This window comes from Polynucleobacter sp. 71A-WALBACH (genome assembly GCF_018882365.1).
Classification (GTDB): Bacteria; Pseudomonadota; Gammaproteobacteria; order Burkholderiales; family Burkholderiaceae; genus Polynucleobacter.
Genome location: NZ_JACVOP010000001.1, coordinates 701,962 through 727,510, shown reverse-complemented (window position 1 = coordinate 727,510; position 25,549 = coordinate 701,962). Strand labels below are relative to the sequence as shown.

Here is a 25,549-nt window from a genome sequence, read left to right as displayed (position 1 = left end):
CGCCATCGTTTACTTTCTAAATAAGTCCATCATGGGCCAACTGAGCAACATAGGCTTTAACAGCCAAGTCCCAGGGTTGATTGAGTTGCTGTAATTCTGACATATCGCCTCGACCCTCAAATACCTTGCGAAGCTTGTCTGTCGACATCCTTGAATTCATAGGTCTTGGGGCAGGTAGCGGATATTCCATCGCGGGAATAGGTTTGATAGCGCTAGGATGCACCTTCAGAGCGGCACCAGCATCTAAGGCTGTCTGCACAACTAGGCGAGACAAACCATGCCAAGTGGTTTCGCCAGCGGGGACGGCATGATAAATCCCAGAGGTAAATCTTCTCAGCTGGATATTCTCATCTACAGCTAAGCTCAGGCTGACTTGCGCTAGCCACTGAGCGCTAGTGGGAACGCCAAATTGATCATCAATTACTTTGAGCTCTTCACGTTCTTTAGCTAAACGCAAAATTGTGCGAATGAAATTACCACCCTCTCCATAGACCCAGCTAGTTCTCAAGATGGCATATTGGCCTTTGCCATTACTGCTAGCAAATATTCTAGTAATCGCCTCTTCTCCTGCGGCCTTACTTTTGCCATAAACCCCTAAAGGATGACGTACATCATCCTCCAGATAAAAGCCGTACTTCTCACCATCAAAAACATAATCCGTGGAGTAATGTAAAAAAGTAGCATCGTGATCAGCGGCATATTGCGCCATCAACTCTGGGGCTTTAGCATTCACAGCAAACGCTACTTGGCTGTCGGCCTCCGCTTTATCGACAGCAGTATAAGCAGAGGCATTAATAATGCATTGTGGCTGAAACTGAGCAAGCAAGGCGAGGACCGCAGCCTCATTAGTAAGATCGCAGTCACTACGACCGACATACTGGATGACTGGTTGCGCGACTAATGTTGAAACGTGAGAATCCAACAATCCTTTAAAGGCCTTGCCTAATTGACCGTCTTTACCAAATACAAGAATGTTCATTGCGGATTAGCTGTACTGCTTTGAAAGCCAGTCGCGATAAGAGCCGCTGACAACACCCTCAATCCACACAGGATGATCTAAGTACCATTGCACCGTCTTACGAATACCGGTATCAAAAGTCTCGGCAGGACGCCAAGCTAACTCACGCTCCACCTTACTAGCATCAATGGCATAGCGGCGATCGTGACCCGGACGATCTTTCACATAGGTAATTTGCTCTACGTATGACTTGCCATCAGAACGCGGCTTTAACTCATCCAAAATCGCACAGATAGTGTTCACCACATCGATATTGGCCTTTTCATTCCAGCCACCAATGTTGTATGTCTCACCCAACTTGCCTTTAGCCAAGACTTCTCGAATCGCGGAACAATGATCACCGACATAAAGCCAATCGCGAATCTGCTGACCATCACCATAAATTGGTAAAGGCTTGCCATTAAGCGCATTCAGAATCACCAGCGGAATCAACTTCTCAGGGAAGTGATAAGGACCGTAGTTGTTGGAACAATTGGTAGTGACCACTGGGAAACCATAAGTATGAAACCAGGCGCGCACTAAGTGATCGGACGCTGCTTTAGAAGCGGAGTATGGGCTATTGGGCTCATAAGCATGGGTTTCGGTAAACGCAGGATCGGTAGCGGAGAGGGAGCCATATACTTCATCAGTAGAAACGTGATGAAAGCGAAATGCTTTCTTTGCAGAATCGTCCAAACCATTCCAGTACTCACGAGCACACTCGAGGAGATTGAAGGTACCTACGATATTGGTACTGACAAATTCAGCAGGGCCATGAATCGATCGATCCACATGGCTCTCGGCAGCAAAATTGATAATGGCGCGCGGCTGATACTCTTTTAGTAATCCTGCAACTAGACCTTGATCGCCAATGTCGCCATGAACAAAAATATGGCGCGGATCATCTTTCAGAGAATCTAAAGTTGCCAAATTGCCAGCATAGGTCAATTTATCCAAATTGATCACACCCTCATTACTGGGCACTTTGAGCCAATCTAAGACAAAATTACCGCCAATAAAGCCGGCACCACCGGTGACTAAAATCATTTTTTACCTTATATATCAGATACTTAGATAAGCACTTGTATGGGCCAAGACTTAAGATTGTTCCAATAATTTTAACTGATCTATCAATGACTTAGCGCGGGCGTAAATATAGCGATCCCGTTCTCGGTTAAATTGAAAGTGCTTTACCTGTATCCAGCCGGGACCATCCAGAAATCCAGAATATTGATGCGCGATATTTTTTAAGTAAGCAATACGCTCGCGCTCAAATCCTACATCGAAAAAAGGTTGATACTCCTGTCGAGTCTTTACGTAATCTTCATCTCGATAGCTATAGTAAAAATCGATTTGATGCTGCTTGGCCCAGGCCAGACGTGGCAATAAGGGCGTACTCTCATACCCCTCCAAAGCAGCACTTAAACCTACTCGCAATGGTTGATTTACTTTATATCGAGCAATCACGTCCCAATCAATACGACGAAGATATTCATGGTTATCACTTGAGAGCAGAACGGTGGGTTTAAATTGGTCCAGAGCCTTTTGGACATCCTCGTCCCAGCCCAAGGCTCGCGCAGGAATACCAATGTAATTTAAGCTCTCCATTAGATTAGAAAAGAGCGAGTATCCCGCAGGTGAAAAACGCGCATCTGGAATCTGAATCAAAATCCGCTCATTGCTACTACCAGACAGACATTCGCTAAATGACTTTTCTAACTCCAATTTCAACTGAGTGCCCTGGCGAACTAGCGGGTCGGGCGAATTAAGGCAAACCTGTAAATTCTCATGAGCTGATTTATTTTGTAGCGCACTTTCCGCCTGCGCAAGAACTACATCGTGCTGTCGGAGAGTTGTGGCATTGAAGAGCCAATTAAATTAGTGCTTCTCAAGTGAGTGCTAAAGCTTGACTTGACGTTTCTTAGCAAGCTGCAACAAATGGTGAAGAGTCATATCCTGTCCAGAATGCGATAGATAAACGGTTAAGAAACAAGACTCCCAATCGAGTTCATCTGATGTTCTAATTATAGAATTATGAACATCATCGCACAGCTCCAAGGCGGCCTAGGCAATCAGCTATTTCAATATGCTACGGCTAGAGCGCTTGCTCACAAACACCAATGCGCTTTATTGCTTGATCAAGGCTGGTTTGCCAAAAGCCATGATGATGTCACCCCTAGAGAACTACTACTTTCCTCCTTAAATACCAAAGGCGCTTTAATCTCATTAGAGCCCCTACTGAAGAGACCAAAACGCATTCGCCGCATCCTTCAGAAACTATGGCCGATTAATCCCTACGTTTATTCAGAAAGAACGCCGTATCGTTTTGACCCTCACCTTTTAAAAGCGCCGGCTTTCAAAACCCAAAATCTGTACTTGATGGGTTATTGGCAATCTTATCGTTACTTTGAGTCAGTTAAAAAGATACTCCAGGCAGAAATCACTCCAGCATCCCCATTAGATCAGCATTACCAAAATTATCTAAGCCAGATCCAAGCAAGTAGTTCTGCCATGGTTCATGTGCGACGCGGTGACTACGTTCATCTTGCAAGCGCAGCAAAAGTACATGGATTTATCGGACTGGAATACTACCAAGAAGGCATGGATAGGCTTTTGGAGAAAAATCCGAATACCCAGTTCTTTGTGTTTTCTGATGACCTGGATTGGGTGAAGGCGAACCTGCCGCATCAAAATAGAATTACTTTCGTTGAATCCCTGGAAAGTAATGATGCAGTTATTCAGGAGCTGGAGTTAATGACTCACTGTCAATACCATTTGATAGCCAATAGTTCGCTGAGTTGGTGGGCAGCCTGGTTGACAAAGAACCCAGATAATTTGGTGATCTGCCCAAGCAACTGGACCAATGATCTCACCATGAACTGGGATGACTTATTGCCAACCCACTGGCAGCGCATCTAAAGCTAAATACTGCCCCTGAGGGATGCGAGTATTGCGACCAAGAGGCGCTCTAAACGAGTAAAGGGGGTTAACACCCCATTGCCACGAAATTGGAAGCGAGCATAAATTTCATAATTGGCCATCACTGAGATGCCTGGAATCCGCTGATTCAACTGCAGCATAAATGGCATTGCCCGCTTCAATCTGTGGGCTAAAGGGATTGATTTTGGGAAGAACTCTCCATCCATTCCAAGACCTGTGAGGTAAGCGCTTCTACTGTGATTAAAAATTCGATTTGTCTCTGAATTTTGTACCTGACTCGTTTGCTTAGCGTGAATTCGGTAAGTAATTAACTTCTCACGCAGATTAGCAAAGCGATATTCAGCCAAAGCCAACTCCGCCCAGAGCGAGTAATCTTCCGCAAAGTCCTTGCCAGTCTGATAAGGATGCTTTTTAAACACCTCCGCCCTACCCATGACGGCGGGGTTACATAAAGGGCTGCAGACTGTCATTAAGGCGCGGATATCCGCATCTGAATAGCGCTGTTTGGATGCTTTTAGCTTTCCTCTAGCTTCATAAAGTGAATCATAGGCGCCGCCACAAATATCCGCTTGATGAGATTCTAAAAAAGAAACTTGTAACTGCAAGCGGTTGGGCAAGGCAATATCGTCGGCATCCAAAAAAGCAATATAGTCGCCCTTAGCTGCGCCAACCAACAGATTACGAGCCTGGACTAAACCTTGATTCTCGGGCAAATCGATTCTGATCATTCGCTCATCATCAAACTGATTCAGGATGTTCTTCGTCTGATCAACAGATCCATCATTCAGAATGAGTAACTCAAAATGGGGATAAGTCTGCCGCAAAATACTCTCGATTGCCTGGGCAATATGCTTCTCTGCATTAAATGCAGGCATGAGCACACTCACTAGCGGCGTCTTTGACATCAGAGGTAACTTTGCAAATAACGACCAAAACGCTTGATGCGTCTTAGCAAGCGCGAAGGTAATGATTTGTTCGGGGATCCAAGATGACCATCCATATCCCAAGCGGACTGATAAATCACACCAAAATAATGTCGAGCTAATTTAGCTTCAGTTTCACCCAAGCGCTTCATTAAGAAAAATTGCCAGTCGTAGTGATATGTCCTAAATAGAGGCTCAATAGCGATTAAAGGAATGGCGCGATACTTCATGATCGCCTCTCCATATATCAAAGACTCTGGATGCTCCAAAGTGATTAGATCCCAAATGCTGATACCTTTGGGTTTCAGGTATTCCTGATCTAAAGATTGCCAGACTTTTGCCGACCAATTAAATGGCGCCGGCGCGCAATAAAAGCTGGGACCCACTCGATTAAATAATTTCTGAACACGCTCCGCCTCTAATCTCAAATCACGCTCTACTTTATGATACCCACGATTAGTAGCGATCTGAAATAACTCTTTGTTCTGATGCAGAACTGTATAAGGCACATTATCACTAGTCACAAAATCGGATTGCTTGAAGTCGCGAATAAACTTGCTATCAGAATCCAAGCAAAGATAGTTTTCAGCTAATCCTAGACGCCAAAACTCCGCTTTGACGATTTGCTGAGAAAGTCCTCCCGGCATTTCACGGTACTTCACTAAATCAGCCCGAGAATTGGCAGCAAGGATTTCTTCATCAGCTACCCATTGGTAACCATCTTTACCGAGCACTTCTTCCAATAAAGCCTTCTCGGAGATTGCCGTAGAAATATAAAACGGGATCTGGTCAACATTGTGTCGCTTGACCGACTCCAACAGTCTCTGAAGTCGAAGAAAATCCCGTGAGTAGGATTTGCAATAAAGAACGAAATCTTTCAAATGGGTTCCTGTGCTTTATTGAGATCTATTTTGAACTTGAGTCAAAATCGTATTTACCGCCTGATCCACCCCAATGGGCTTCCATGCTGGCTGAATAAGTCGCTGATTACTCCAGTCCAGCCAAATTTTCTCTAAAGCAAGTTCGATTGCTGCCGCATCAATCTGCGGACTGAGGTAAGCACCTCTGTCTAAAAGCATTTGATCCAACTGGGGATTGCGATGCGTAATGCCCCAGATTGGGCGGCCAGTCCATAGGTAATCATAAAACTTGGATGGAATGTATTCAGCGCACCACTCATCATTTCCGTGCAATAAGATCAAAACATCAGCCGCTTGCATTTTTTCAGCTACCTGCTGACGACCAGATTTACCAGTGACCGGATCTCTTTCTAAGCGCCCATGCGCCAACAGAACATCCTCAAAACCGAATTGCTTAATGGCCTCTATTGATAAAGAATCTAAAGGAGCGCCATAAGCATGCACACGAATGTGATCCCTAGCTTCAGGATATTTTTTGAGCAAAGGAACAAGCGCTTTGAGGATCGTAGATAGTGAACGATCGTTTGCCAATGACCCAAAATGGCATAGATTGAGTTGATCAGTATATTGATGCGCCTGATTATCCTCAAGACTGCCCGGTGGCTCGGCCCCAGGAGTCACTACAAAGCCGTGGGCATTGTGAGGAGTATTGAGATTAGGATTACGGACCTTAGCGTAATGTAATGCGCCATCAGTAAACCACCATACCTGATCAGAAAATCGCGTGAGTTGATTTTCTAAATAGTGACGAAAGCGCGCATCCCGGTTCTTAGGTTTCTCAAACCCCTGATCATCTGGGCTCTTACGAATTACCAAAGGATCGTGCACCTCAGAAATCAACTCAATACCCGTTGCCTTCTTTAGCCACACACCAGCAAGATGGGCAGACCAAGCACTGCCCACAGAAAATACAACATCCACCTTGCCAGCTCGAATTAGAAACCATCCATGAATAAACGCCGGCAATGCCCATGACCATTGACTAGAATATCCAAGGCAAAGTTTTTCAATGGCAATCAGAGGAGCCAACAGTAAGGACACTGTTCTGGTAGTGAGCTTATAGATAAACCCACGGCCATATTTATTCGCCACCCAATGACGAAAGTCAAACCGAAACCCAGAAGGGCCCCAAGCGATATATTGATGATGAGGGAAGCGTTGATCTTTCAAGCCAGTGATTGCACTAAATACAATCGGCTGCACACCAGCCTGAAGTAAGTAAGGGATCTTATCGGTAATGGTCAAACTCGCAGCACGCCCATCCATATTGAATGCATGGGTCAAGATAAGCCAGCGCTTCTTGTCAGTAACAGCAGGTAGATGCAGAGGACTTTGAGCGCTCAAGCTATATCCGATCTCATTAGTTACCAGCAACAATGGACATGACGGCCATGCGCACTGCAATACCAAAGGTAACTTGATTCAGAATCACTGACTGAGGGCCATCCGCCACTGCTGAATCAATCTCTACTCCGCGATTCATGGGGCCTGGATGCATCACGATGGCATCAGACTTAGCCAAGGCTAAACGCGCTGGTGTTAAACCATACTGCTTAAAGAAAGCCTCACCCTCTGGAACTTGACCGGCCTCCATGCGTTCTTTTTGAATACGCAAAGTCATGACAACGTCGACCCCTTTGAGACCTTCTTCCATGCTGTGGAATACCTTTACTCCCAACATATCCAAATCACTTGGCAAAAGACTCTCTGGACCGATTACACGAATATCAGTACAACCCAAAGTTCTTAAAGCGCAGATATTCGATTTAGCCACACGGCTATGCACAATATCTCCTACGATAGCCACCTTCAGACCACTAAAGTCTTTCTTGAAGTGACGCATCGTATACATATCCAATAAACCTTGAGTTGGATGCTGGTGACTACCATCGCCCGCATTGACAACGTGAACATGTGCGGGAACGTGTTGGGCAATCTCAATCGGAGCCCTAGAAACGCTATGACGCACTACAAAAATATCAGCCTGCATTGCCACTAAGTTATCAATTGTGTCTAAAAGACTTTCCCCTTTAGCGGTAGAAGAGGTGGAGATATCTAAATTAATCACATCAGCCGATAAACGCTTAGCAGCGATTTCAAAAGTGGTACGCGTACGAGTGGAGTTTTCAAAGAAAAGATTGAAGACGCTTTTGCCACGCAGGAGTGGAACTTTTTTCACCTCTCTCGCCGGGTCAGTGACGCTAACAAACTGCTGCGCAGTATCCAGAATATGGAGAATTTGCTCTTTTGGCAAACCTTCCAAAGTTAGCAAATGAGTTAACTCGCCAGCAGCATTAAATTGATTTACAAAAGTGCTGGCTGGATTAATAGTGCCGCTCATGCTGCGCGCTCCTCTAATTGGAAGCTGAACTTGCCAGCACCATCTTTTTCTAAAACTAAAATTTGATTGTCAGGAATACTCACTTGCTCCCCTACAAAATCTGCTGAGATCGGTAACTCCCGATTCTCGCGATCAGCTAAGACCATCAGCTCGACTTGGGAAGGTCTACCAAAATCAAATAACTCATTAAGCGCTGCGCGAACGGTACGGCCAGTCAGCAACACATCATCGATCAAAATTACGTTTGCGCCATTCACTTCAAAAGGAAGATGAGTAGGCATTGTGCTGGCAGTACGAAGCGCTGTCATACCCTTCTCGGCATAGTCATCCCGATGAAACGCCACATTGATGACGCCAAAGTGAGGTAGCTTTAAATCCGCGGCCAAACGTTCCGCAATCCAAGCACCACCCATTGCAAGACCAGCCAATTCAAACGAATCGCCAGCTTTTTTTCGCTGACTCAAAGTCTCTAGTAATTTTAGATAAGACTGCTCTGCATTCATCTCAACCAATCCAATTCTTCTCAAGAAAATACTGCTCTAAAATCAAGGCCGCAGACTCGGCATCCAAATTGTCTCGCATGTCTGGATTTCCCTCTAAAACAGCCGAGGTATAACGCTCATCCACCCACTCCACCGGCAAATGAAAGCGTCCATGCAACTGATTGCCAAAACGACGCGCTTTAGCGCTCATCTCATGCTCAGTACCATCAGGGTGGCAAGGTAAGCCGACTACTAGGCGGTTAGGCTGCCACTCCTTCAAAAGCCCTTCAATTACCTTAAAAGCAGCATCACTAGATGCCTCTGCAATAGTCTTAATGGGCTGCCCTAGGCAAGTGAGAGTATTACCGATAGCAACACCTATCCGGCGCGTCCCGAAGTCAAAGGCCATGACCGTTAGCTCTGTACCCGTCCTGATGCCCTCAGGCATGCCCTGCCTCGCCTGATAAATGAGAAGGGTCAAACCCTAAATGGCTCATCGTTCGTTCATAGCGCTGACTAAAGGGAGTATTAAAAATAATCTCGCTCATCTGCTCAAGGGATAAAGGGACATTGATCCAACCGTTTAAGGTGATCTCTTCTTCAAGTTGACCAGCACTCCAGCCCGCATAACCCAAAGTCATTAAGAATTTACTTGGGCCCGCCCCAGCTGCTACTGCTTCGAGCACATCCTTAGAAGTAGTCATAGTCAAGCCCCCTGGAACTGCTAAAGAGGAGCTATAGCGCATCTCAGTAGTTGGTTCATGCAAGACAAATCCACGCTCAATTTGTACTGGACCGCCAAAGTAAACGGGCTGATCCAATAAAGGAGCGATTTCAAGCTTGAGCTCAATCTTGTCAAAAAGGGTTTCTAAATCCACCTCTGTAGGCCGATTCACCATTAAGCCCATGGCGCCCCGCTCAGTATGCTCAAACAGGTAAATGACAGAACCCGCAAAATTGGGGTCCACCATGCCAGGCATGGCGATTAAAAATTGATTGGCGAGGTGGTCAGCGGAAAAAGAGATCGAGGACCCTAAATCAGAGGTCGGGGTGGGGATTGCTGATTGACCCACAGGGGCTTTTTTAGCCGTGTTCATGTAAGTTTATTTTACCGAATTCTCCATCATTACTAGAGCTTTCCTGTAATCCAGTAGGCCAAAAGACCTACAAACTCATGCATGAGCCTATTCCAGTTTTGGACCCCATCCTCTAGGTCAAATTTTCCCCACCGCAAATAATGACTGGTTTGGTAATCCACGGGAACCGGCACCACTGCAATTCCTTGTTTTTGGAAAATCTTTACTGATCGATACATGTGCGATGCCGAAGTAATCAGCAACCAAGGTTTTGGGGGCTCATTAGCTTCTTTGGCGCCATTAGCTCCCAACTCTAAGATCATTGGCTTCATCAACACGACATTTTCATAGGTATTGCGGGATTGATTTTCATAATAGACATTTTTATCTGGCAAACCCTGCTCAGCAACCAACTGCTTAAAGGCATCTGCTTCAGATATCCCTTGAGGGGAAAGACGCCCAGAGAAGCCGCTAAAGATAAAGGGCAGATCGGGATATTTGCGAATGAGTTCAAAGGCTTTAGTGACACGCTCGGCCGAGGAATAAATCGAGACCTCACCACGATCCAGGGCGATTTGGCCACCTTCAATCGCACCACCCAACACAATGATTCCACCAAAGTCTTTTTCTGATATTTGTGAGAGGTTAACTTTTGGGGCTGAATCTTCCAACACCCTCAAAAAAATCTCTGAAGTGGGTAACCATCCAACAAGTAATAAGTCTGCCAAAGCTAAAAGTAAGAATCGTTTGCAGAGATGGGGTTTTCTAAGACTCAGAAATAATAGGCTGAGCAGCACAAAAACAATGACCCAGTTGAGAGGTTCAATACAAAACTGCACCAGCTTGGAGAAAACAAAAAAGATAGTGTCCATAAATTAGCAATCTATTAATAAGCAGGATATTACTCGCAAGCCAAGCGAATCAGCCTAATTAGCCCTAATATAGGGGCTATGAAAAAAGCACTAGTTTGGCTCCGTCGTGATTTACGTCTTTATGACAATGCCGCACTTCACCATGCCCTTAAAAACAATGCCCAGGTTTGGCTGGCATTTATTTTTGATACGGATATTCTTAATCCCTTGAAGGCTGAAGATGTCGACGTCAGCGGCCTTAAGCATGATCGGCGCGTAGACTTTATCTGGCAAGGCCTAAAGCAGATTGATGAGCAATTACGTCAGCAAGGTGGCGGACTGATTGTTCAATTTGGCACGCCTACTACGTGCATTCCGAAGATTGCGGAGACCTTGGGTGTTAATACCGTATATGCCAATCATGACTACGAGCCTTCAGCAATTGCCCGCGATGGCTCTATAGCAAGATCATTAGAAAAGCTTGGTATTGAATTGGAGACTTTCAAAGATCAGGTAATTTTTGAAAAGAAAGAAATTCTCACTAACTCCAATACTGTTTTCTCCATCTTCACACCCTATAAAAATAATTGGCTCAAGACGCTCCGAGAAAAAGATATCGCAGCTTATGAGTGCACCCCCGATAAAGGTCAGTTAGCGGTCATTCCTAAAGCCTTGCAAACCCCCTTCCCATCTCTAGAGTCCATGGGCTTTAGCCCAACTGGGATTGAAGCTTATCTCCCACCAGGATCCGAAGGTGGTCAGAGCTTTCTGGAAGACTTCCTCCACCGCATCGATCAATATCAAATCGGTCGTGATTTCCCTGCCATTAAAGGCGTGAGCTATCTTTCAACCCACTTACGCTTTGGCATGCTTTCCATTCGGGGCTTAGTCCGTGAAGCACACCGTCGTATGCTTGCAGGCGGCATGGGTGCAACGATCTGGTTAAGCGAGCTGATCTGGCGTGATTTCTATTTCATGATTTTGGCCAATCACCCACGACTGGCTGAGGGTGCGGCCTTCAAACCAGACTACGACAATATCCAATGGGAAAGTGGCGCCACTGCCAAGAAGTTATTTAAGGCTTGGTGCGAGGGCAAAACAGGTTATCCATTAGTGGATGCCGCCATGTGCCAACTCAACCAAAGCGGCTATATGCATAACCGCCTTCGTATGGTCGTCGCCAGCTTCCTTACTAAGGATTTAGGTATTGATTGGCGCTGGGGTGAAATGTATTTTGCAAAACACCTCAATGATTTTGAACTATCTTCCAATAATGGTGGGTGGCAGTGGGCCTCCTCTTCAGGATGCGATGCTCAACCTTATTTCCGCATCTTCAACCCCATTACCCAATCTCAGAAGTTTGACCCCGAAGGTAAATTCATTCGCCGGTACCTGCCACAACTCGATAAACTTTCCAAGAAGTCCATTCATGCGCCTTGGGAGGCTGGTCACATTGAACTAGAGGCGGCCGGTATTCTTCTGGGACGTGACTACCCCCTACCCATCGTCAATCATGACGAAGCACGTAAAAAGACCTTAGTGCGCTATAGCGTAGTTAAAAAGGTTAGCCCCGAATCTCTGGCTGACTGAGATATTTAGGATGTTGATACTTTCCGATTTAAGATAGGGCATGAGCAAGATCTATGCCGTCGGTGATATTCAAGGGTGTGCACCCTCTTTAAAGCAGCTCGTCAAAAAAATACCTGCTCGGTCTAAGATGATTTTCTTAGGCGATCTTGTCAATCGCGGACCGGACTCCTTGGGCACCTTGCGCTACCTCAAGCAATTACAAGAAGAACAACGCATCGAGTGTATTCTCGGAAATCATGATCTGCACTTGCTGGCTGTAGATGCTGGCATCCGCAAAACCAAGGGACTGGATACCATACAGCCCATCCTAGATGCACCTGATAAAACTGAATTAATCAATTGGTTGCGCCATCGACCAATGGCCCTCAGTAATGGCAAAGTATTAACCGTCCATGCCGGTGTTTTACCCCAATGGGATCTTCAGCAAACGATTGAATGCGCACAAGAAGTAGAAAAAGCGCTTCGCAGTAAATCCTATAAAGATTTTTTAGCGAATATGTATGGCAATACTCCGAATAAGTGGAGTAACTCCCTCAAGGGATATGAGCGTTTACGGGTCATCACGAATGCGCTAACCCGTATTCGTTTTTGCACTCCTGCAGGCATGATGGAATTTGATAGCAAAGAAGGTTTTGAGAATGGTCCCAAGGGCTACATCCCTTGGTTCAAAAACCCTAAGAGAAAAACCCAAGATGCTCTAATCTATTTTGGGCACTGGTCGACCTTAGGCTTACTTCGACAGCAGAATGTCATTGGTTTAGATACTGGGTGTGTCTGGGGTGGCAAGCTAACCGCTATGGAAATTCCAGAGTCGGGCAAGTCAAGCAAGAAGTTACAAATCATTCAGGTGAGTGGATACGATCATCCACTCAGAATGTAAGCCCTTTTACTTTATAAAGTAGAAAACTAGAGCTTCTTAAATGCCGCTTTCGCTGCAGTGATAATCTCTTCCAACACGGCATTATCGTGAGCAATCGAAGTAAAGCCAGCCTCGTAAGCAGAGGGCGCTAAATACACTCCTTGATCTAGCATCAAGTGGAAGAATTTCTTAAATGCCTCTATATCGGTTTTAGTCACCGCCTCAAAAGAGGTCGGGACTTCATTAGCAAAATAAAACCCAAACATGCCACCAACACTGTCTACCGCAAAAGGGACGCCGGCTTCATCTGCAGCAAGTTTTAAGCCTGCCATCAGTTTTTCAGTTTGGCCAGTAAGGCATTCATAAAAACCTTCTCGAGAGACAATCTCCAGCGTCTTTAATCCTGCCGCTACCGCTACCGGGTTACCTGACAAGGTGCCTGCTTGATACACATTACCCAAGGGAGCAAGCTTAGACATGATTTCTTTTTTTCCACCAAAGGCAGCCATCGGCATGCCACCACCCATCACCTTGCCAAGACAAGTGAGGTCAGGAGTGATTCCTTGCAAAGATTGAGCACCGCCCAATGCCACTCTAAAGCCCGTCATGACTTCGTCGTAAATTAATACACTGCCATGCTGGCTAGTGAGCTGACGCAGCACCGACAGAAATTCTGCTGAAGGCTTGATGAGGTTCATATTACCGGCTATCGGCTCAATAATGACTGCAGCAATCTCATCACCCTGCTTCTGAAATACCTCCTTCAGGGCTGCCACATCGTTATAGGGCAATACCAAGGTGTACTTAACCAAATCATGAGGAACGCCACCAGAAGAAGGTGCGTTTTGTGTTGAGTCTGCAAAAGTTAAAAGGCCGGATCCCGCCTTAACCAACAAACTATCAGCATGACCGTGATAGCAACCCTCAAATTTAATAATGAGATCACGACCGGTATAGCCGCGGGCAAGACGCAAGGCGCTCATCGTTGCCTCAGTACCGCTCGATACCATACGAACCTGCTCAATGCTGGGCACTAACTCACAAATGCGTTCCGCTAATTCAATTTCACCTTCGGTAGGGGCGCCATAACTAAAGCTCGTTTCTGCAGCTTGCTTTACTGCTTCAACCACTTCAGGATTAGCATGTCCCGCGATCATGGGACCCCAAGACATAATTAAATCGATATAACGTTTGTCTTCGGCATCCCAAAAATAAGGGCCCTTGGCTTTGGTAACGAAACGGGGTGTACCGCCTACTTGGCGAAAAGCACGTACTGGAGAATTCACACCCCCAGGAATCGTTTTTTGCGCACGCTCAAATAAGATTTCGTTTTGTCCCAAAATGCTGCCCTGCTTTCGCTCTAGTATTTTTAGTTATTAATTTGTCGGAAACTTTAGATCGCCATCATTTCAAAGTCTTCTTTGCGTGCGCCACACTCAGGACAAGTCCAATTCATAGGCACATCTTTCCAAAGCGTACCTGGCGCAATACCCTCTTCAGGTAGGCCTGTAGCTTCGTCATAAACCCAGCCACAAATTAAGCACATATATGTTTTAAATTCCATTGCCGTCTTCCTCGTATCTAGCTTTTTATTTTAAATCCACCGCAGCTTCGCGTTTTTGATGCATCTCAAATTTAAACAGCCTGCATTCTAGGGGGCCATTAAATAGAGGGGTACGCTTTGACTCCTTGATGCGTAACTGGCCTGGTAATCCCATATCCGCCGTGAGTACAAAGACATTCCAGCCGCCAAACGCATCCTTGAGGTGCTGACCAAATTGCCTCAGAAATTCCACAAACTTGGGATCCTGCTCTTCTTGAGCTTGTAGCTTCTTCAGGGATTCACGGCTAGAGCGTTTAGCGCTCTGACGCCCTGTTTCCAGATTAAATGCGTAGCGATCTTCTGGCTCCTCAGCTGGTTCATAAGAACCCTGCTCCATGTCACCACCCGCAGAGCGGTCTTGACCTCGTCCACCCTTAATCACCAAGCGCTCACCGTAAGGAGGATTGAGTAGCATCACGCCATCTTTAGCATTAGCTGGAGGCTTGCTAGCCAATGCATCAATTTGGCGGGTTACTGGTAAACCAGGTAACTGTGCACGCTGCCAGTTACCCTTAAACATGGCAACTAATCGCTCATTAATATCACCACCGCTAATGCCCAACGATTCTGAGTCTGGGAACTGCTTGCGCTTTTCCATCATCTCAGTCTGAGCAGCCTCTTTCAGAGATCCCCAGCGTTTTTGTTCAGCAGCTTCATTAAATGGTTTGAGCCTCTGAAAGCCAAAGCCATGGGCTGAAGTCACTAATGGGCGATAGGCTAAGCGACTCGGCTTTGCGTCATCACCATACATCCCCGCCCGAATTGCTCCCGGCGGAATGGCCAAAGCGATTTGTGCAGCCTCAACCAAAAAGGTTCCACTGCCGCACATCGGATCAAATAGGGTTTGCGAAGGTTTCCAGCCAGTGATCGACAGAATACCTGCCGCAAGATTCTCTTTGAGAGGCGCATCACCCTTCTCATCACGCCAGCCGCGTTTAAATAAGGCCTCACCAGAAGTATCCAAATAGATAGTGGCATGCGTTGCAGTCAAATGAGCCTGAACACGTACATCCGGAAAAGCAGTATCAATACTGGGACGATCGCCCGTGACATCACGTAAGCGATCAACAATCGCATCCTTAATCTTCAGGGTTGCGAAATTCAAACTCTTCAATGGTGAGCGATGCGCAGTCACATCCACGCGCAAGGTTTGTTTAGAAGAAAACCATTCCTCCCAAGCCAAACCACTCGCTAACTTATATAAATCCTCTTCCTGGCGATAGGGCGATTCAGCCATTTGCAGCAATACTCGACTCGCAATTCGCGAATGCAGATTCAAAGCCATCGCAGCAGAAATAGGTGCCGCTAAACCTACTCCACCTGTGGGGCTCGTAGGTGTAGGGTCAATCACCCAAGCACCCAAGGCTTTACAGTCGGGGCGCTGCGCAATACTTGCTAGCTCCTGCGCGAGAGGCACTTCCAGTCCACCTGGACAAACAACAAAAAATCTCATGAGGCTAGCAATCTAAAAAGGGTGAAGTAAAAAAATAAACCGTGAGGAGTCGGTAATCAGCATTCAGTATTAAGGCTTAATAACTACTAACGCTGTCACTACCAATAGCAGAATGACTGGAACTTCGTTAAACCAGCGAAACCACACTCCTGAACGAGTATTGACGCCATTGCGGAACTTTTTAAGCAAGCTCCAGCAAGCGTGGTGATAACCAATCACCAAAATGACAAAAAACATTTTGGCGTGCATCCACACTTCACCAGCGCCAATCTTAAAATGTAGCCAAAGAGTCAGGCCCAGTAGAACTGCTGGCACAGCCAAAATTGTCATAAAGCGAAAGAGGCGATTAGCCATTCCGAGAAGACGTGCATAAGCCTCAGGATTTTTTTCATCCGCCAGATTCACAAAAATTCGTGGGAGATAAAACAAACCCGCAAACCAAGAGGCAATCAAGACAATGTGAAAAGTCTTAGCCCATAAATATGAATTGCCCATAATAAATAGTTTCCGTTCTACTGTTCTTTAATAAGACTTAATTAAGTACGAATCTCGCCATGACCCATGACGATGTACTTAAGGGAAGTGAGGCCATCTAGACCTACAGGGCCACGGGCATGTAATTTGTCATTGGAGATGCCAATCTCCGCACCCAGGCCATACTCAAAGCCATCGGCAAAACGGGTGCTGGCATTCACCATCACGCTTGCGCTATCTACTTCACGTAAGAAGCGATTAGCTTGCGCTTGATTATTGGTAATAATGGCATCGGTATGTTTGCTACCGTATTGCTCAATATGGCTCATCGCCTCATCAATGTCTGCCACGGTCTTGATCGACAAAATTGGCGCCAAATATTCTGTTTGCCAATCTTCTTCGGTCGCATCTACGAGATTCCCAAATCCTGCCGCCTCCAAGGTTTTCCGTGTCAGAGCATCAACACGCAGCTCGACACCTTTATCTTGATAGATCTTACAAAGCGCTGGCAAAACCTGTGGGGCAATTACCTTATTTACCAAAAGAGTTTCCATTGCGTTACAAGGTGCATAGCGTTGGGTCTTAGCGTTATCGCAAACCTTGATCGCCATGGCCACATCTGCATCCGCATCAATATAGGTGTGGCAAATACCATCCAAATGCTTAATCATAGGAACGCGCGCCTCCGCCATCAAGCGGGCAATCAAACTCTTGCCACCACGAGGTACTATCACATCGATATATTCCGTCATGGTGATCATTTCACCAACAGCGGCCCGATCTGTTGTCGTCACAACCTGCACAGCATCCATTGGTAAATTAGCGGCATCCAGCCCCTCTTGAATCAATTGCGCTAATAAAGCGTTGGAATCAATTGCCTCCGACCCACCACGCAAAATGACCGCATTACCCGACTTGAGACACAGCGCTGCGGCATCAATAGTCACATTAGGACGAGACTCATAAATAATGCCAATCACGCCAAGGGGAACACGCATTTGACCGAGCTCAATACCGGAAGCTTGCTTTTGCAATGCCGTCATTTTGCCAATCGGATCTTCCAGGGAAACAATTTGCTCCAAACCCAAAGCCATCGATTCAATCGTTTTTAGAGTCATGGTGAGACGATCAATAAATGCGGCATCTTGGCCATTGGTTTTTGCACGAGCAACATCAAGCGCATTCACCCGCTGAATTTCCTCATGGCGCTCACGAATCAACTTCGCGATATGTAATAGCGCCTGGTTCTTCTGATCACTAGATGCTCGCGCCATTGCGCGTGAAGCCTCGCGAGCACGTCGGCCAATATCTTGCATCATTTGCTGAATGGTATTCGTTGAATTACTCATATCTTTGCTATGTCTAAATTAATATTGTTTTATCTAAGCTTTAATCTTCACTATTTACTCTTTACGCAGATTCATCTAGCGCAACAAATTACCCACTAAACGCAAACCATCCCAAGGATCTGCCGGTAATTCCGCGGCAGGCAATCCTTTAGCTTGGCGATCCAAACCTGCGGCTACTTGCATCGCTTTGCGCAACTTCAAAGGCTGCACTCGTTTTAGAGCCAGGGGATACAAACGCTCTTTATTGCCCCAGATGCGGTTAGTACGCATTAAATTCTGTACCGACTCCCCTGCATCGCTCGCCGCCTTTAGTTTTGATAGTATCCGAAGCTCTTCGGTCACGCTCCACAGAATCAATACCAAGGGCTCACCCTCACCCTTGAGGCCGTCCAACATGCGATTAAGGCGTGGGAGGTCACCAGCCAACATGGCTTCAGTCAACTCAAAAACGTTATAGCGTGCGACTTTCAAAATGGCAGACCGAATTTGCTCTTCCGTTAACACGCCAGTAGGGTGCAATAGACCCAACTTCTGAATTTCTTGGTGAGCTGCGATGAGGTTTCCCTCTACCTGCTCAGCAATGAAGGCTAAGGCGCGCTGCCCCTCTGGACCTGACTGCACTTCTTGACCCTGCTTCTTGAGGCGGCCCAAAATCCATTGGGGCAATTGAGTGCGGTCCAAGGAATCTAACTGAATTGCCATGCCCGCTTCATCGAGGGCGCTAAACCATGCAGAGGTTTTGGTTTTGCCATCGAGCTTAGGCAAGATGATGCAAAAAATCGTATCCGGTCCTTCAGACCCTACTGACTGAGACTCGATTTGAGCGGAGAACTGCTTGAGTGCATCCGCACCATCACGTCCAGGCTTGCCAGTTGGTATGCGCAACTCTACCCAGCGCTTATCTCCAAACAAAGACATAGTTTGACCAGCACTTAAAAGCGCACTCCAGTCAAACCCACGCTCTTGCAGCAACACTTCCCGATCGGTATAGCCCATTTTTTTAGCGGTAGCACGCAACTGATCCATTGCCTCCATCATCAGGAGGGGTTCATCGCCACTAAAAACATATAGCGGCTTTAGTGAGGCCGCAGAATTAAGCGACTTCAAATGAACCTGTAGGGCATCGCTCTTAACCATGCGATTTAATCGTCATTCTTTAAAAGCTTCGAGCCTGTGGCGCTCGCGCAGAAGCGGAAACACGACGCAGAATCTGCACCGCCAAATCTCTACGCATCAAAGTAAGAAATTGCTGCATTTGGACATCGGTCGCCAAAACAGTAGACACCGAGAAGTCCATATCACGCGCCATATAAATTTCAGCCTCAGGCACCACGTCTGCACCAGCATTGTCATACGCTCTAAATCCAACCCGAATATTTAAGCGATAGGCGGAAACTTGACCATTTGAGTTGTAGGCCAAGATCTCACGACCATTAACATCACTAGTAATTTCTAGGATGAGATCGGCATCCTTAGGATTGATCGCCACCTTCGCATCAGTGCCCGTCAAAATAGCTATCTGCAAATCTGCGCGTAGGGGTGGTGATGGGTTACCAGTGATCGCAATAACTTTAAAAGGCAAATCGACCATGCCACGCAAACGATATCCGCAGGCTATCAAACCGCTGACTGGAGCCAAGGCAAGAAACCCAAGCATGGTACGTCGAAGGTGGTTTACGCGCATGTGTTTAGCTTCTGTTCAAAATAGTTCGTTAGCGATCTAAGCAACAATATTGATCAAGCGACCTGGCACCACAATCACTTTTTTGGGGGCCGCACCGTTTAAGGCCTTTACTGCAGGCTCACTCTGCAAAGCCAGTGCCTCGATTTGCTCTTTAGTAGCATCAGCCGGCACGCGTATATCGCCACGTAACTTGCCATTAATTTGCAACATGATGGTCAGCTCGGTTTGAATCAGCGCGGCTTCATCTACTACAGGCCATGGCGCATCCAATAAAGTGCCAAAGGATTTATCGCAACCCAATTCATTCCAGAGGGCATGCGTCAGGTGAGGAACCACTGGGTAAAGCACCCGAATCAAAATACTTAAGCACTCACGCAATACCGCTGGTCTTATCGCAGTCTTGTCACCTAATTTCACAGGCTCTAGGACATTCAGCATCTTCATTGCCGCAGAAACTACGGTGTTGTATTGGCGACGCTGGTAATCAAAGTTCGCCTGCTTCAGAATGGTGTGCACCTCACGACGCAATTCTTTTTCAGCCTCATTCAAATCACCTGGCAATACTTCACTAGCGGCACAGATTGCATCAGCCTGACTACTGGAATGCATCCACACACGACGCAAGAAACGAGAGGCACCTTCTACACCAGCACTAGACCACTCAAGCTGCTGCTCTGGAGGAGCGGCAAACATCACAAAGAGGCGTGCAGTATCGGCTCCATATTGATCAATCAATGCTTGAGGATCAACGCCATTATTTTTACTCTTGGACATTTTCTCAACGCCGCCAATGATGACTGGGGTGCCAGAAGCATCGCCTTTCAACTTCGCGCTTTGAGGGCGACCTTTTTCATCAAGCTCCAGCTCAACGTCCAAAGGGTTTAACCAAGTCTTTTTCCCGGAAGCTTCTTCAGAGTAGTAAGTTTCATTGAGCACCATGCCCTGCGTCAGCAAGTTTTGGAAAGGCTCATCAAAGGTAATTAGATTGAGATCACGCATGACCTTTGTCCAAAAGCGCGCATAGAGCAAATGTAAAATCGCATGCTCAATACCGCCAATGTACTGATCCATTGGCATCCAGTACTCATTACGCTCATCCACCATGGTCTTCGCATCTGGACCGGTATAGCGCATGAAATACCAAGAAGAGTCCACGAAAGTATCCATCGTGTCAGTCTCACGGCGTGCAGGCTTGCCACATTGAGGGCATTTCACATTCAGGAAGTCGGCACGCTTATTAAGCGGGTTGCCGCTACCATCGGGCACGCAATCTTCTGGTAACACTACGGGTAAATCTGCTTCAGGCACAGGTACTGCGCCACAACCTGGATTCTGCTCACCACCACAATGAATAATCGGAATGGGTGTACCCCAATAGCGCTGACGAGAGATGCCCCAATCCCGCAAACGGTAGGTGGTTTTGATTTCACCAATACCCATTTTCTCTAAATCTTGAGCTACGGCGTCAACCGCCGCTTCATGAGACAAGCCATCGTACTTACCGCTATTGAGACAGACAGCATCCTCCTTTTGTGCATACCAGTCTTGCCAATGGCTAGCATTAAACATGTCGGAAGGAGAGCGCAAAGCAATCACTTGCTTGATCGGCAAATCATATTTAAGAGCAAATGCAAAGTCCCGCTCATCATGTGCTGGCACACCCATCACTGCGCCATCACCGTAAGACATCAATACATAGTTACCTACCCAAACTGGTACAGGCTCCTTGGTGAGCGGATGCGTCACATACAGACCTGTGAACATACCTTCTTTTTCTTGAGTAGCCAGATCGGCCTCAATCACGCTACCCGTTTTGCATTTCTCGATAAATGCAGCTAACTCGGGATTATGAGAGGCCGCCAATGTTGCTAATGGATGTTCAGCAGCTACTGCGCAGAATGTGACACCCATAATGGTGTCAGCGCGGGTTGTAAATACATACAACTGACCATCCTGAACAAAGTTACCATGCGCATCTTGGATCTCATGCTTGAACGCAAAACGCACGCCACGACTTTTACCAATCCAATTTTGCTGCATGGTTTTGACGCGTTCAGGCCAACCCAAACCATCTAAACCAGAAAGTAGCTGTTCTGCATAAGCGGTGATATTGAAGTAGTAGCCTGGGATCTCACGCTTCTCAACCAAAGCACCAGAGCGCCAACCGCGCCCATCAATCACCTGCTCATTTGCTAATACTGTTTGATCGATTGGATCCCAGTTAACAACTTGAGTTTTGCGATAAGCAATACCCTTTTCGAGCATCTTCAAAAAGAGCCATTGATTCCAGCGATAGTAATCAGGGCTACAAGTTGCGACTTCACGCGACCAGTCAATTGCCAAGCCCATCGCCGCCATTTGCTTTTTCATATAAGCAATGTTGTCGTAGGTCCATTTAGCTGGTGGTACTTTGTTCTGAATAGCCGCATTTTCAGCAGGCATACCAAACGCATCCCAGCCCATAGGCATCAGTACGTTATAGCCCTGCATACGCAACTGTCGCGCCATTACATCATTGATCGTGTAATTGCGAACGTGGCCCATATGCAACTTACCAGAGGGGTAAGGCAACATCGAGCAGGCGTAGTATTTTAGTCTTGGCTTACCGGAAGCATCTACCGCGTTCTCGGCTACCTTATAGGCTTGCACACGCTCCCAATCAGCGCGGGCTGCAGCTTCAATACTGCGGTGATCGTAATCCTTACTCATTCAATACAACTCTTTTCTTCTATTCTGATTTATTTCGTTTACTTACGTAGGCCAAGCACATCTTGCATGTCATACAAGCCAGAACTTTGGCCCTGTAAGAAGCGTGCAGCTCGCAAAGAACCTTGCGCATAAGACTGACGGCTAGAAGACTTATGGCTAATCTCAATACGCTCACCCTCGCCTGCAAATAAGACAGTGTGATCACCAACGATATCTCCACCACGAATAGTGGCAAAACCAATTGAGCCTTCTTTGCGCTCGCCAGTATGTCCTTCACGAGCATATACCGCGACATCATCTAATTTCTCACCAAGCGCATCAGCAATCACTTCACCCATTCTGAGTGCGGTGCCTGATGGAGCGTCCACCTTATGGCGATGATGGGCTTCAATGATTTCAATGTCATAACCTTCGCTCAACATTTTGGCGGCAATCTCTAGCAACTTAAATGTTGCATTGACACCCACACTCATGTTTGGAGCAAATACGATTGCTAAATTTGCAGAAGCTTTCTTGAGGCTATCGATTTGCTCTGGGCTCAGTCCAGTAGTACCGATAATCATTTTGCTGCCAGTCTTTTGCGCCACAGCTAGATGCGCCATCGTGCCTTCTGGGCGAGTGAAATCAATTAAGAACTCTGCATTACTCAAAGCTTTCGCAATATCAGATGTAATTGCTATGCCAGTTTTTTTACCCAAGAACGCACCAGCATCTTCACCAAGCAAAGGGCAAGACTCATGCTCAAGCGCTCCAACTAGCTCGGCATCCGCGCAATTCAGCACAGCCTCGATCAACATTTTTCCCATGCGGCCGGTTGCACCAGCAATTGCGATTCTCATCATTTGTATCTTCGTTTCTTATTAAAGGTTGCCGAAAGAATTCATTCGGCATCAACACAACAGTTATCTTTATTTAGCTTCACTAGCCTGTGGAACGTTAAGAGCACCAGGGCCTAACTGTTGAGGTTCAGGCTTAGCTTCTGGCGAACTTTTTGAAAAACTAAAAAAGTCCCAAAAAGAACTGCTAGTATCAGCCGCAGGTACAGGCGCCCCAGCTGGCAAATTATCAGTTGGACTAGGCACTAGCAACTCAGGCTGTTGTAGAGGTGGAGTTACTGGAGGCTTATTAGACCCAGTCATCACATCCCAGAATGAGCGCTTCGTTTTTGCATAGCCATCAATCTCAGCAACCAATTCAACTTCGGTTGGCAGCGCATCCCCTTGGAACTTGACTAATTTATCGCCTTCGAAAAAGACCGTTACACGACGCTCTTTACCCATCACTTGGCCAGCGCGCTTAAATTCAAAAACATAATCCCATCGGTTGGCATGGAAATAGCTTGCAAGTAAAGGTGTCCCCAGAATTTGGCGAACTTGTTCGCGACTCTGGCCAACTTGTAACTTGGCGTATTGCTCGCTAGAAATAAAGTTGCCCTGCACCACATCCGGAACGTAAGGTCTGAACACTTTATTCATCCAAGCACGTTGAGTGTCATTTACCGCACTAGTGCAACCAGCAGTAACCATCACCATACCAACGGCAGTGATCAGCAACGCTGAACGGGCGAGGCTAAAAACCCCAAAAATGGAGTTCAATAGACGAGTAAATAGTTGAGGGCAATTTTGCATGGCAGGCCGTATCATTAAGACATTGATTTTAGCTCCCAAACCCATGAATATGAACCAAAACCCCACTCCAGCAGATTTACGTGACATTGGCCTTAAAGCGACTGGTCCACGCATGAAAATCCTGGACTTTTTTCATCAAAATGGCGGTACCCACTTTAGCGCTGAAGACGTCTTTATGGCTTTAGCCAAGGACGATAAAGAGATTGGTTTAGCAACGGTCTACAGAGTGCTCACCCAGTTTGAGCAGGCTGGCCTGCTACTTCGCAGTCATTTTGAGTCGAGCAAGGGTGATGGCAGGGCTATTTACGAGCTCAATGAGGGTCAACATCATGACCACCTAGTCTGCTTAGATTGCGGGCATGTAGAAGAGTTTGTGGACGAAGCTATTGAGAAAAGGCAGCGGGATATTGCTAAAAACTTGGGTTTTAAGCTCCAGGAGCACTCCTTGGCCATGTATGGCCACTGTCAAAAGAAGAATTGCCGCAATAAACCCAAACCTTGAGCGCATTTGATGGCAGATAATGAAAAAAGACCTCTATTGAGGTCTTTTTTACATATAAAGCCAGATTTTAAAGACTTTTAGCCTTAATACCCACTTAATTACTTACTTTACAGCCATCAATGCTTCAGCAGCATTGAGCATTTGAACTGAATAACCCCATTCGTTGTCATACCAAGCCAAAACCTTCACAAGTTTGCCATCCGCTGAGACACGGGTCTGAGAAGCATCGTAAATACTAGGGCGTGGGTCGTGATTAAAGTCGATGGAAACCAATGGCAAGGTATTGAAACCCAAAATACCCTTCAACTCGCCCTCACTCGCTGTTTTGAGGATCGAGTTCACCTCGTCCACGCTGGTAGCGCGACTAGCGGCAAAAGTTAAATCCACAACAGACACATTAATCACTGGCACGCGCATCGCAAAACCATCAAAACGCCCTGCTAATGCTGGCAATACCAAACCAACCGCCTTTGCAGCGCCTGTCTTAGTCGGAATCATGCTGGTAACAGCAGAGCGCGCACGGCGCATATCCTTGTGATACACGTCAGTTAGAACTTGGTCATTAGTAAAAGCATGGATAGTCGTCATCAAGCCAGACTCGATGCCAATCTTTTCTAGCAATGGTTTAACTAAGGGAGCAAGGCAGTTGGTAGTACAGCTTGCGTTAGAAACCACGACATCGCTTGGTTTGAGAACTTGCTGATTAACACCATACACAATCGTGGCATCCACATCTTTTTCACCTGGAGCGGAGATCAATACTTTCTTCGCGCCCTGAGAAATATGCACCATCGCTTTTTCTTTGGAAGTAAATTTACCCGAGCACTCGAGCACCAAGTCCACACCCAATTCACCCCAGGGAGTCTCTAGAGGATTGCGGGTAGAGAACATCTTGATGCGATCGCCATTCACCACCATGCAATCACCATCAACTTTTACTTCAGCAGGAAAACGACCGTGTGCAGAATCATATTGCGTCAGGTGCGCATTAATATCGATATCACCCATCGCGTTAATTGCTACGATTTTGATATCCCGTCTTGGCTTGCCATTGACCTGATCTTCATACAAAGCGCGTAAGACCATGCGACCAATACGACCATAACCATTAATTGCGACACGAATTGTCATTCCATTCCCCTTGCTAATATTAAATTCTTAAACAGAC

26 protein-coding genes are annotated in these 25,549 nt (G+C 46.5%); 4 read left to right on the top strand and 22 right to left on the bottom strand.

The annotated features are described in order from the left end of the window. Positions 1-16 precede the first annotated feature (16 nt). From rfbD to ICN42_RS03760, 3 genes are read right to left on the bottom strand one after another with little or no spacing between them, the layout of a single operon-like run. Positions 17-979 carry a dTDP-4-dehydrorhamnose reductase gene (gene rfbD / locus ICN42_RS03770; RefSeq protein ID WP_216251072.1) on the bottom strand — a complete coding sequence of 321 codons (963 nt, stop codon included), beginning with the start codon at positions 977-979 and terminating at the stop codon, positions 17-19. Positions 980-985: 6 nt separating this feature from the next. Next, positions 986-2,044 carry a dTDP-glucose 4,6-dehydratase gene (gene rfbB, locus ICN42_RS03765; RefSeq protein WP_216251069.1) on the bottom strand — a complete coding sequence of 353 codons (1,059 nt, stop codon included), beginning with the start codon at positions 2,042-2,044 and terminating at the stop codon, positions 986-988. A 51-nt stretch (positions 2,045-2,095) separates the two neighbouring features. Further along, the gene (locus ICN42_RS03760) at positions 2,096-2,728 is read right to left on the bottom strand and encodes a hypothetical protein (protein ID WP_216251067.1); all 633 of its coding nucleotides are present in this window, start codon (positions 2,726-2,728) and stop codon (positions 2,096-2,098) included. Between the two features lie 303 nt (positions 2,729-3,031). Here ICN42_RS03760 and ICN42_RS03755 point away from each other — a divergent pair, with 303 nt between their 5' ends. After that, positions 3,032-3,916, top strand: a complete 885-nt coding sequence (locus tag ICN42_RS03755) for an alpha-1,2-fucosyltransferase (protein WP_216251065.1) — start codon at positions 3,032-3,034, stop codon at positions 3,914-3,916. A gap of 2 nt (positions 3,917-3,918) precedes the next feature. On the opposite strand, the gene ICN42_RS03750 is transcribed toward ICN42_RS03755, so the two are convergent. The 8 genes from ICN42_RS03750 to ICN42_RS03715 all read right to left on the bottom strand — a co-directional run bounded on the left by ICN42_RS03750 (position 3,919) and on the right by ICN42_RS03715 (position 10,551). Continuing rightward, entirely contained in the window at positions 3,919-4,842 is a 924-nt protein-coding gene (locus tag ICN42_RS03750; RefSeq protein ID WP_216251062.1) for a glycosyltransferase family 2 protein, read from the bottom strand. Then, positions 4,842-5,741 carry a DUF6492 family protein gene (locus tag ICN42_RS03745; protein WP_216251059.1) on the bottom strand — a complete coding sequence of 300 codons (900 nt, stop codon included), beginning with the start codon at positions 5,739-5,741 and terminating at the stop codon, positions 4,842-4,844. Before ICN42_RS03745 ends, ICN42_RS03750 begins: the two co-directional genes overlap by 1 nt. Before the next feature lie 15 nt (positions 5,742-5,756). Then, positions 5,757-7,124: a hypothetical protein gene (locus ICN42_RS03740; protein WP_255539226.1), complete on the bottom strand. Its 1,368-nt coding sequence runs from the start codon at positions 7,122-7,124 to the stop codon at positions 5,757-5,759. Positions 7,125-7,140: 16 nt separating this feature from the next. Next, positions 7,141-8,121: an aspartate carbamoyltransferase catalytic subunit gene (locus ICN42_RS03735; protein ID WP_216251055.1), complete on the bottom strand. Its 981-nt coding sequence runs from the start codon at positions 8,119-8,121 to the stop codon at positions 7,141-7,143. Next, positions 8,118-8,624 (bottom strand): bifunctional pyr operon transcriptional regulator/uracil phosphoribosyltransferase PyrR, encoded by a 507-nt coding sequence (gene pyrR, locus ICN42_RS03730; RefSeq protein ID WP_216252883.1) that lies wholly within the window; start codon positions 8,622-8,624, stop codon positions 8,118-8,120. Before pyrR ends, ICN42_RS03735 begins: the two co-directional genes overlap by 4 nt. Before the next feature lies 1 nt (position 8,625). Then, the gene (gene ruvX, locus ICN42_RS03725) at positions 8,626-9,051 is read right to left on the bottom strand and encodes a Holliday junction resolvase RuvX (RefSeq protein WP_216251052.1); all 426 of its coding nucleotides are present in this window, start codon (positions 9,049-9,051) and stop codon (positions 8,626-8,628) included. Continuing rightward, positions 9,044-9,628 (bottom strand): YqgE/AlgH family protein, encoded by a 585-nt coding sequence (locus tag ICN42_RS03720; protein WP_216252881.1) that lies wholly within the window; start codon positions 9,626-9,628, stop codon positions 9,044-9,046. Before ICN42_RS03720 ends, ruvX begins: the two co-directional genes overlap by 8 nt. Positions 9,629-9,732: 104 nt before the next feature. After that, a complete protein-coding gene (locus ICN42_RS03715) occupies positions 9,733-10,551 on the bottom strand; it encodes a YdcF family protein (RefSeq protein ID WP_216251049.1) in 819 nt (272 codons plus the stop codon). 78 nt (positions 10,552-10,629) lie between these two features. Between ICN42_RS03715 and ICN42_RS03710 the strand changes: the two genes are divergently transcribed. Continuing rightward, entirely contained in the window at positions 10,630-12,120 is a 1,491-nt protein-coding gene (locus ICN42_RS03710; RefSeq protein WP_216251046.1) for a deoxyribodipyrimidine photo-lyase, read from the top strand. A 40-nt stretch (positions 12,121-12,160) separates the two neighbouring features. Next, positions 12,161-13,000 carry a symmetrical bis(5'-nucleosyl)-tetraphosphatase gene (locus ICN42_RS03705; RefSeq protein WP_216251042.1) on the top strand — a complete coding sequence of 280 codons (840 nt, stop codon included), beginning with the start codon at positions 12,161-12,163 and terminating at the stop codon, positions 12,998-13,000. Between the two features lie 26 nt (positions 13,001-13,026). Here ICN42_RS03705 and hemL read toward each other — a convergent pair whose 3' ends face one another. The 10 genes from hemL to ICN42_RS03655 form a co-directional block, all read right to left on the bottom strand. Then, positions 13,027-14,319, bottom strand: coding sequence for a glutamate-1-semialdehyde 2,1-aminomutase (hemL, locus tag ICN42_RS03700; protein WP_216251040.1), 1,293 nt, complete (start codon positions 14,317-14,319; stop codon positions 13,027-13,029). A gap of 53 nt (positions 14,320-14,372) precedes the next feature. Beyond that, positions 14,373-14,543 (bottom strand): rubredoxin, encoded by a 171-nt coding sequence (locus ICN42_RS03695; protein WP_216204167.1) that lies wholly within the window; start codon positions 14,541-14,543, stop codon positions 14,373-14,375. Between the two features lie 25 nt (positions 14,544-14,568). Continuing rightward, positions 14,569-16,035 carry a class I SAM-dependent RNA methyltransferase gene (locus ICN42_RS03690; protein WP_216251037.1) on the bottom strand — a complete coding sequence of 489 codons (1,467 nt, stop codon included), beginning with the start codon at positions 16,033-16,035 and terminating at the stop codon, positions 14,569-14,571. Between the two features lie 69 nt (positions 16,036-16,104). Next, entirely contained in the window at positions 16,105-16,530 is a 426-nt protein-coding gene (locus ICN42_RS03685; RefSeq protein ID WP_216251033.1) for a CopD family protein, read from the bottom strand. A gap of 41 nt (positions 16,531-16,571) precedes the next feature. Further along, positions 16,572-17,858 carry a glutamate-5-semialdehyde dehydrogenase gene (locus ICN42_RS03680; protein ID WP_255539225.1) on the bottom strand — a complete coding sequence of 429 codons (1,287 nt, stop codon included), beginning with the start codon at positions 17,856-17,858 and terminating at the stop codon, positions 16,572-16,574. Between the two features lie 75 nt (positions 17,859-17,933). After that, entirely contained in the window at positions 17,934-18,995 is a 1,062-nt protein-coding gene (gene holA / locus ICN42_RS03675) for a DNA polymerase III subunit delta (protein ID WP_216251015.1), read from the bottom strand. A 19-nt stretch (positions 18,996-19,014) separates the two neighbouring features. Next, positions 19,015-19,542, bottom strand: coding sequence for an LPS assembly lipoprotein LptE (gene lptE / locus ICN42_RS03670; protein WP_216251012.1), 528 nt, complete (start codon positions 19,540-19,542; stop codon positions 19,015-19,017). A gap of 36 nt (positions 19,543-19,578) precedes the next feature. Further along, on the bottom strand, positions 19,579-22,251 hold the full coding sequence (leuS, locus tag ICN42_RS03665; RefSeq protein WP_216251010.1) for a leucine--tRNA ligase: 2,673 nt from the start codon (positions 22,249-22,251) through the stop codon (positions 19,579-19,581). 38 nt (positions 22,252-22,289) lie between these two features. Then, the gene (gene dapB / locus ICN42_RS03660) at positions 22,290-23,090 is read right to left on the bottom strand and encodes a 4-hydroxy-tetrahydrodipicolinate reductase (RefSeq protein ID WP_216252877.1); all 801 of its coding nucleotides are present in this window, start codon (positions 23,088-23,090) and stop codon (positions 22,290-22,292) included. Between the two features lie 69 nt (positions 23,091-23,159). Next, the gene (locus tag ICN42_RS03655) at positions 23,160-23,879 is read right to left on the bottom strand and encodes an outer membrane protein assembly factor BamE (protein ID WP_216251009.1); all 720 of its coding nucleotides are present in this window, start codon (positions 23,877-23,879) and stop codon (positions 23,160-23,162) included. A gap of 43 nt (positions 23,880-23,922) precedes the next feature. Between ICN42_RS03655 and fur the strand changes: the two genes are divergently transcribed. Then, on the top strand, positions 23,923-24,381 hold the full coding sequence (gene fur, locus ICN42_RS03650; protein ID WP_216199846.1) for a ferric iron uptake transcriptional regulator: 459 nt from the start codon (positions 23,923-23,925) through the stop codon (positions 24,379-24,381). 102 nt (positions 24,382-24,483) lie between these two features. Here fur and gap read toward each other — a convergent pair whose 3' ends face one another. Further along, positions 24,484-25,512 carry a type I glyceraldehyde-3-phosphate dehydrogenase gene (gene gap / locus ICN42_RS03645; RefSeq protein WP_215328738.1) on the bottom strand — a complete coding sequence of 343 codons (1,029 nt, stop codon included), beginning with the start codon at positions 25,510-25,512 and terminating at the stop codon, positions 24,484-24,486. Positions 25,513-25,549 lie beyond the last annotated feature (37 nt).

What these genes read in the sequence shown, in the direction of transcription:
- ICN42_RS03690 (WP_216251037.1), bottom strand. Translation starts at nt 16,035, where the DNA reads ATGAGATTTTTTGTTGTTTGTCCAGGTGGACTGGAAGTGCCTCTCGCG.
- ICN42_RS03655 (WP_216251009.1), bottom strand. Translation starts at nt 23,879, where the DNA reads ATGCAAAATTGCCCTCAACTATTTACTCGTCTATTGAACTCCATTTTT.
- ICN42_RS03755 (WP_216251065.1), top strand. Translation starts at nt 3,032, where the DNA reads ATGAACATCATCGCACAGCTCCAAGGCGGCCTAGGCAATCAGCTATTT.
- fur (WP_216199846.1), top strand. Translation starts at nt 23,923, where the DNA reads ATGAATATGAACCAAAACCCCACTCCAGCAGATTTACGTGACATTGGC.
- pyrR (WP_216252883.1), bottom strand. Translation starts at nt 8,624, where the DNA reads ATGAATGCAGAGCAGTCTTATCTAAAATTACTAGAGACTTTGAGTCAG.
- ruvX (WP_216251052.1), bottom strand. Translation starts at nt 9,051, where the DNA reads ATGCCTGAGGGCATCAGGACGGGTACAGAGCTAACGGTCATGGCCTTT.
- lptE (WP_216251012.1), bottom strand. Translation starts at nt 19,542, where the DNA reads ATGCGCGTAAACCACCTTCGACGTACCATGCTTGGGTTTCTTGCCTTG.
- ICN42_RS03685 (WP_216251033.1), bottom strand. Translation starts at nt 16,530, where the DNA reads ATGGGCAATTCATATTTATGGGCTAAGACTTTTCACATTGTCTTGATT.
- ICN42_RS03695 (WP_216204167.1), bottom strand. Translation starts at nt 14,543, where the DNA reads ATGGAATTTAAAACATATATGTGCTTAATTTGTGGCTGGGTTTATGAC.
- ICN42_RS03750 (WP_216251062.1), bottom strand. Translation starts at nt 4,842, where the DNA reads ATGTCAAAGACGCCGCTAGTGAGTGTGCTCATGCCTGCATTTAATGCA.
- ICN42_RS03715 (WP_216251049.1), bottom strand. Translation starts at nt 10,551, where the DNA reads ATGGACACTATCTTTTTTGTTTTCTCCAAGCTGGTGCAGTTTTGTATT.
- leuS (WP_216251010.1), bottom strand. Translation starts at nt 22,251, where the DNA reads ATGAGTAAGGATTACGATCACCGCAGTATTGAAGCTGCAGCCCGCGCT.
- holA (WP_216251015.1), bottom strand. Translation starts at nt 18,995, where the DNA reads ATGGTTAAGAGCGATGCCCTACAGGTTCATTTGAAGTCGCTTAATTCT.
- ICN42_RS03710 (WP_216251046.1), top strand. Translation starts at nt 10,630, where the DNA reads ATGAAAAAAGCACTAGTTTGGCTCCGTCGTGATTTACGTCTTTATGAC.
- rfbD (WP_216251072.1), bottom strand. Translation starts at nt 979, where the DNA reads ATGAACATTCTTGTATTTGGTAAAGACGGTCAATTAGGCAAGGCCTTT.
- ICN42_RS03735 (WP_216251055.1), bottom strand. Translation starts at nt 8,121, where the DNA reads ATGAGCGGCACTATTAATCCAGCCAGCACTTTTGTAAATCAATTTAAT.
- ICN42_RS03705 (WP_216251042.1), top strand. Translation starts at nt 12,161, where the DNA reads ATGAGCAAGATCTATGCCGTCGGTGATATTCAAGGGTGTGCACCCTCT.
- dapB (WP_216252877.1), bottom strand. Translation starts at nt 23,090, where the DNA reads ATGAGAATCGCAATTGCTGGTGCAACCGGCCGCATGGGAAAAATGTTG.
- gap (WP_215328738.1), bottom strand. Translation starts at nt 25,512, where the DNA reads ATGACAATTCGTGTCGCAATTAATGGTTATGGTCGTATTGGTCGCATG.
- rfbB (WP_216251069.1), bottom strand. Translation starts at nt 2,044, where the DNA reads ATGATTTTAGTCACCGGTGGTGCCGGCTTTATTGGCGGTAATTTTGTC.
- ICN42_RS03680 (WP_255539225.1), bottom strand. Translation starts at nt 17,858, where the DNA reads ATGAGTAATTCAACGAATACCATTCAGCAAATGATGCAAGATATTGGC.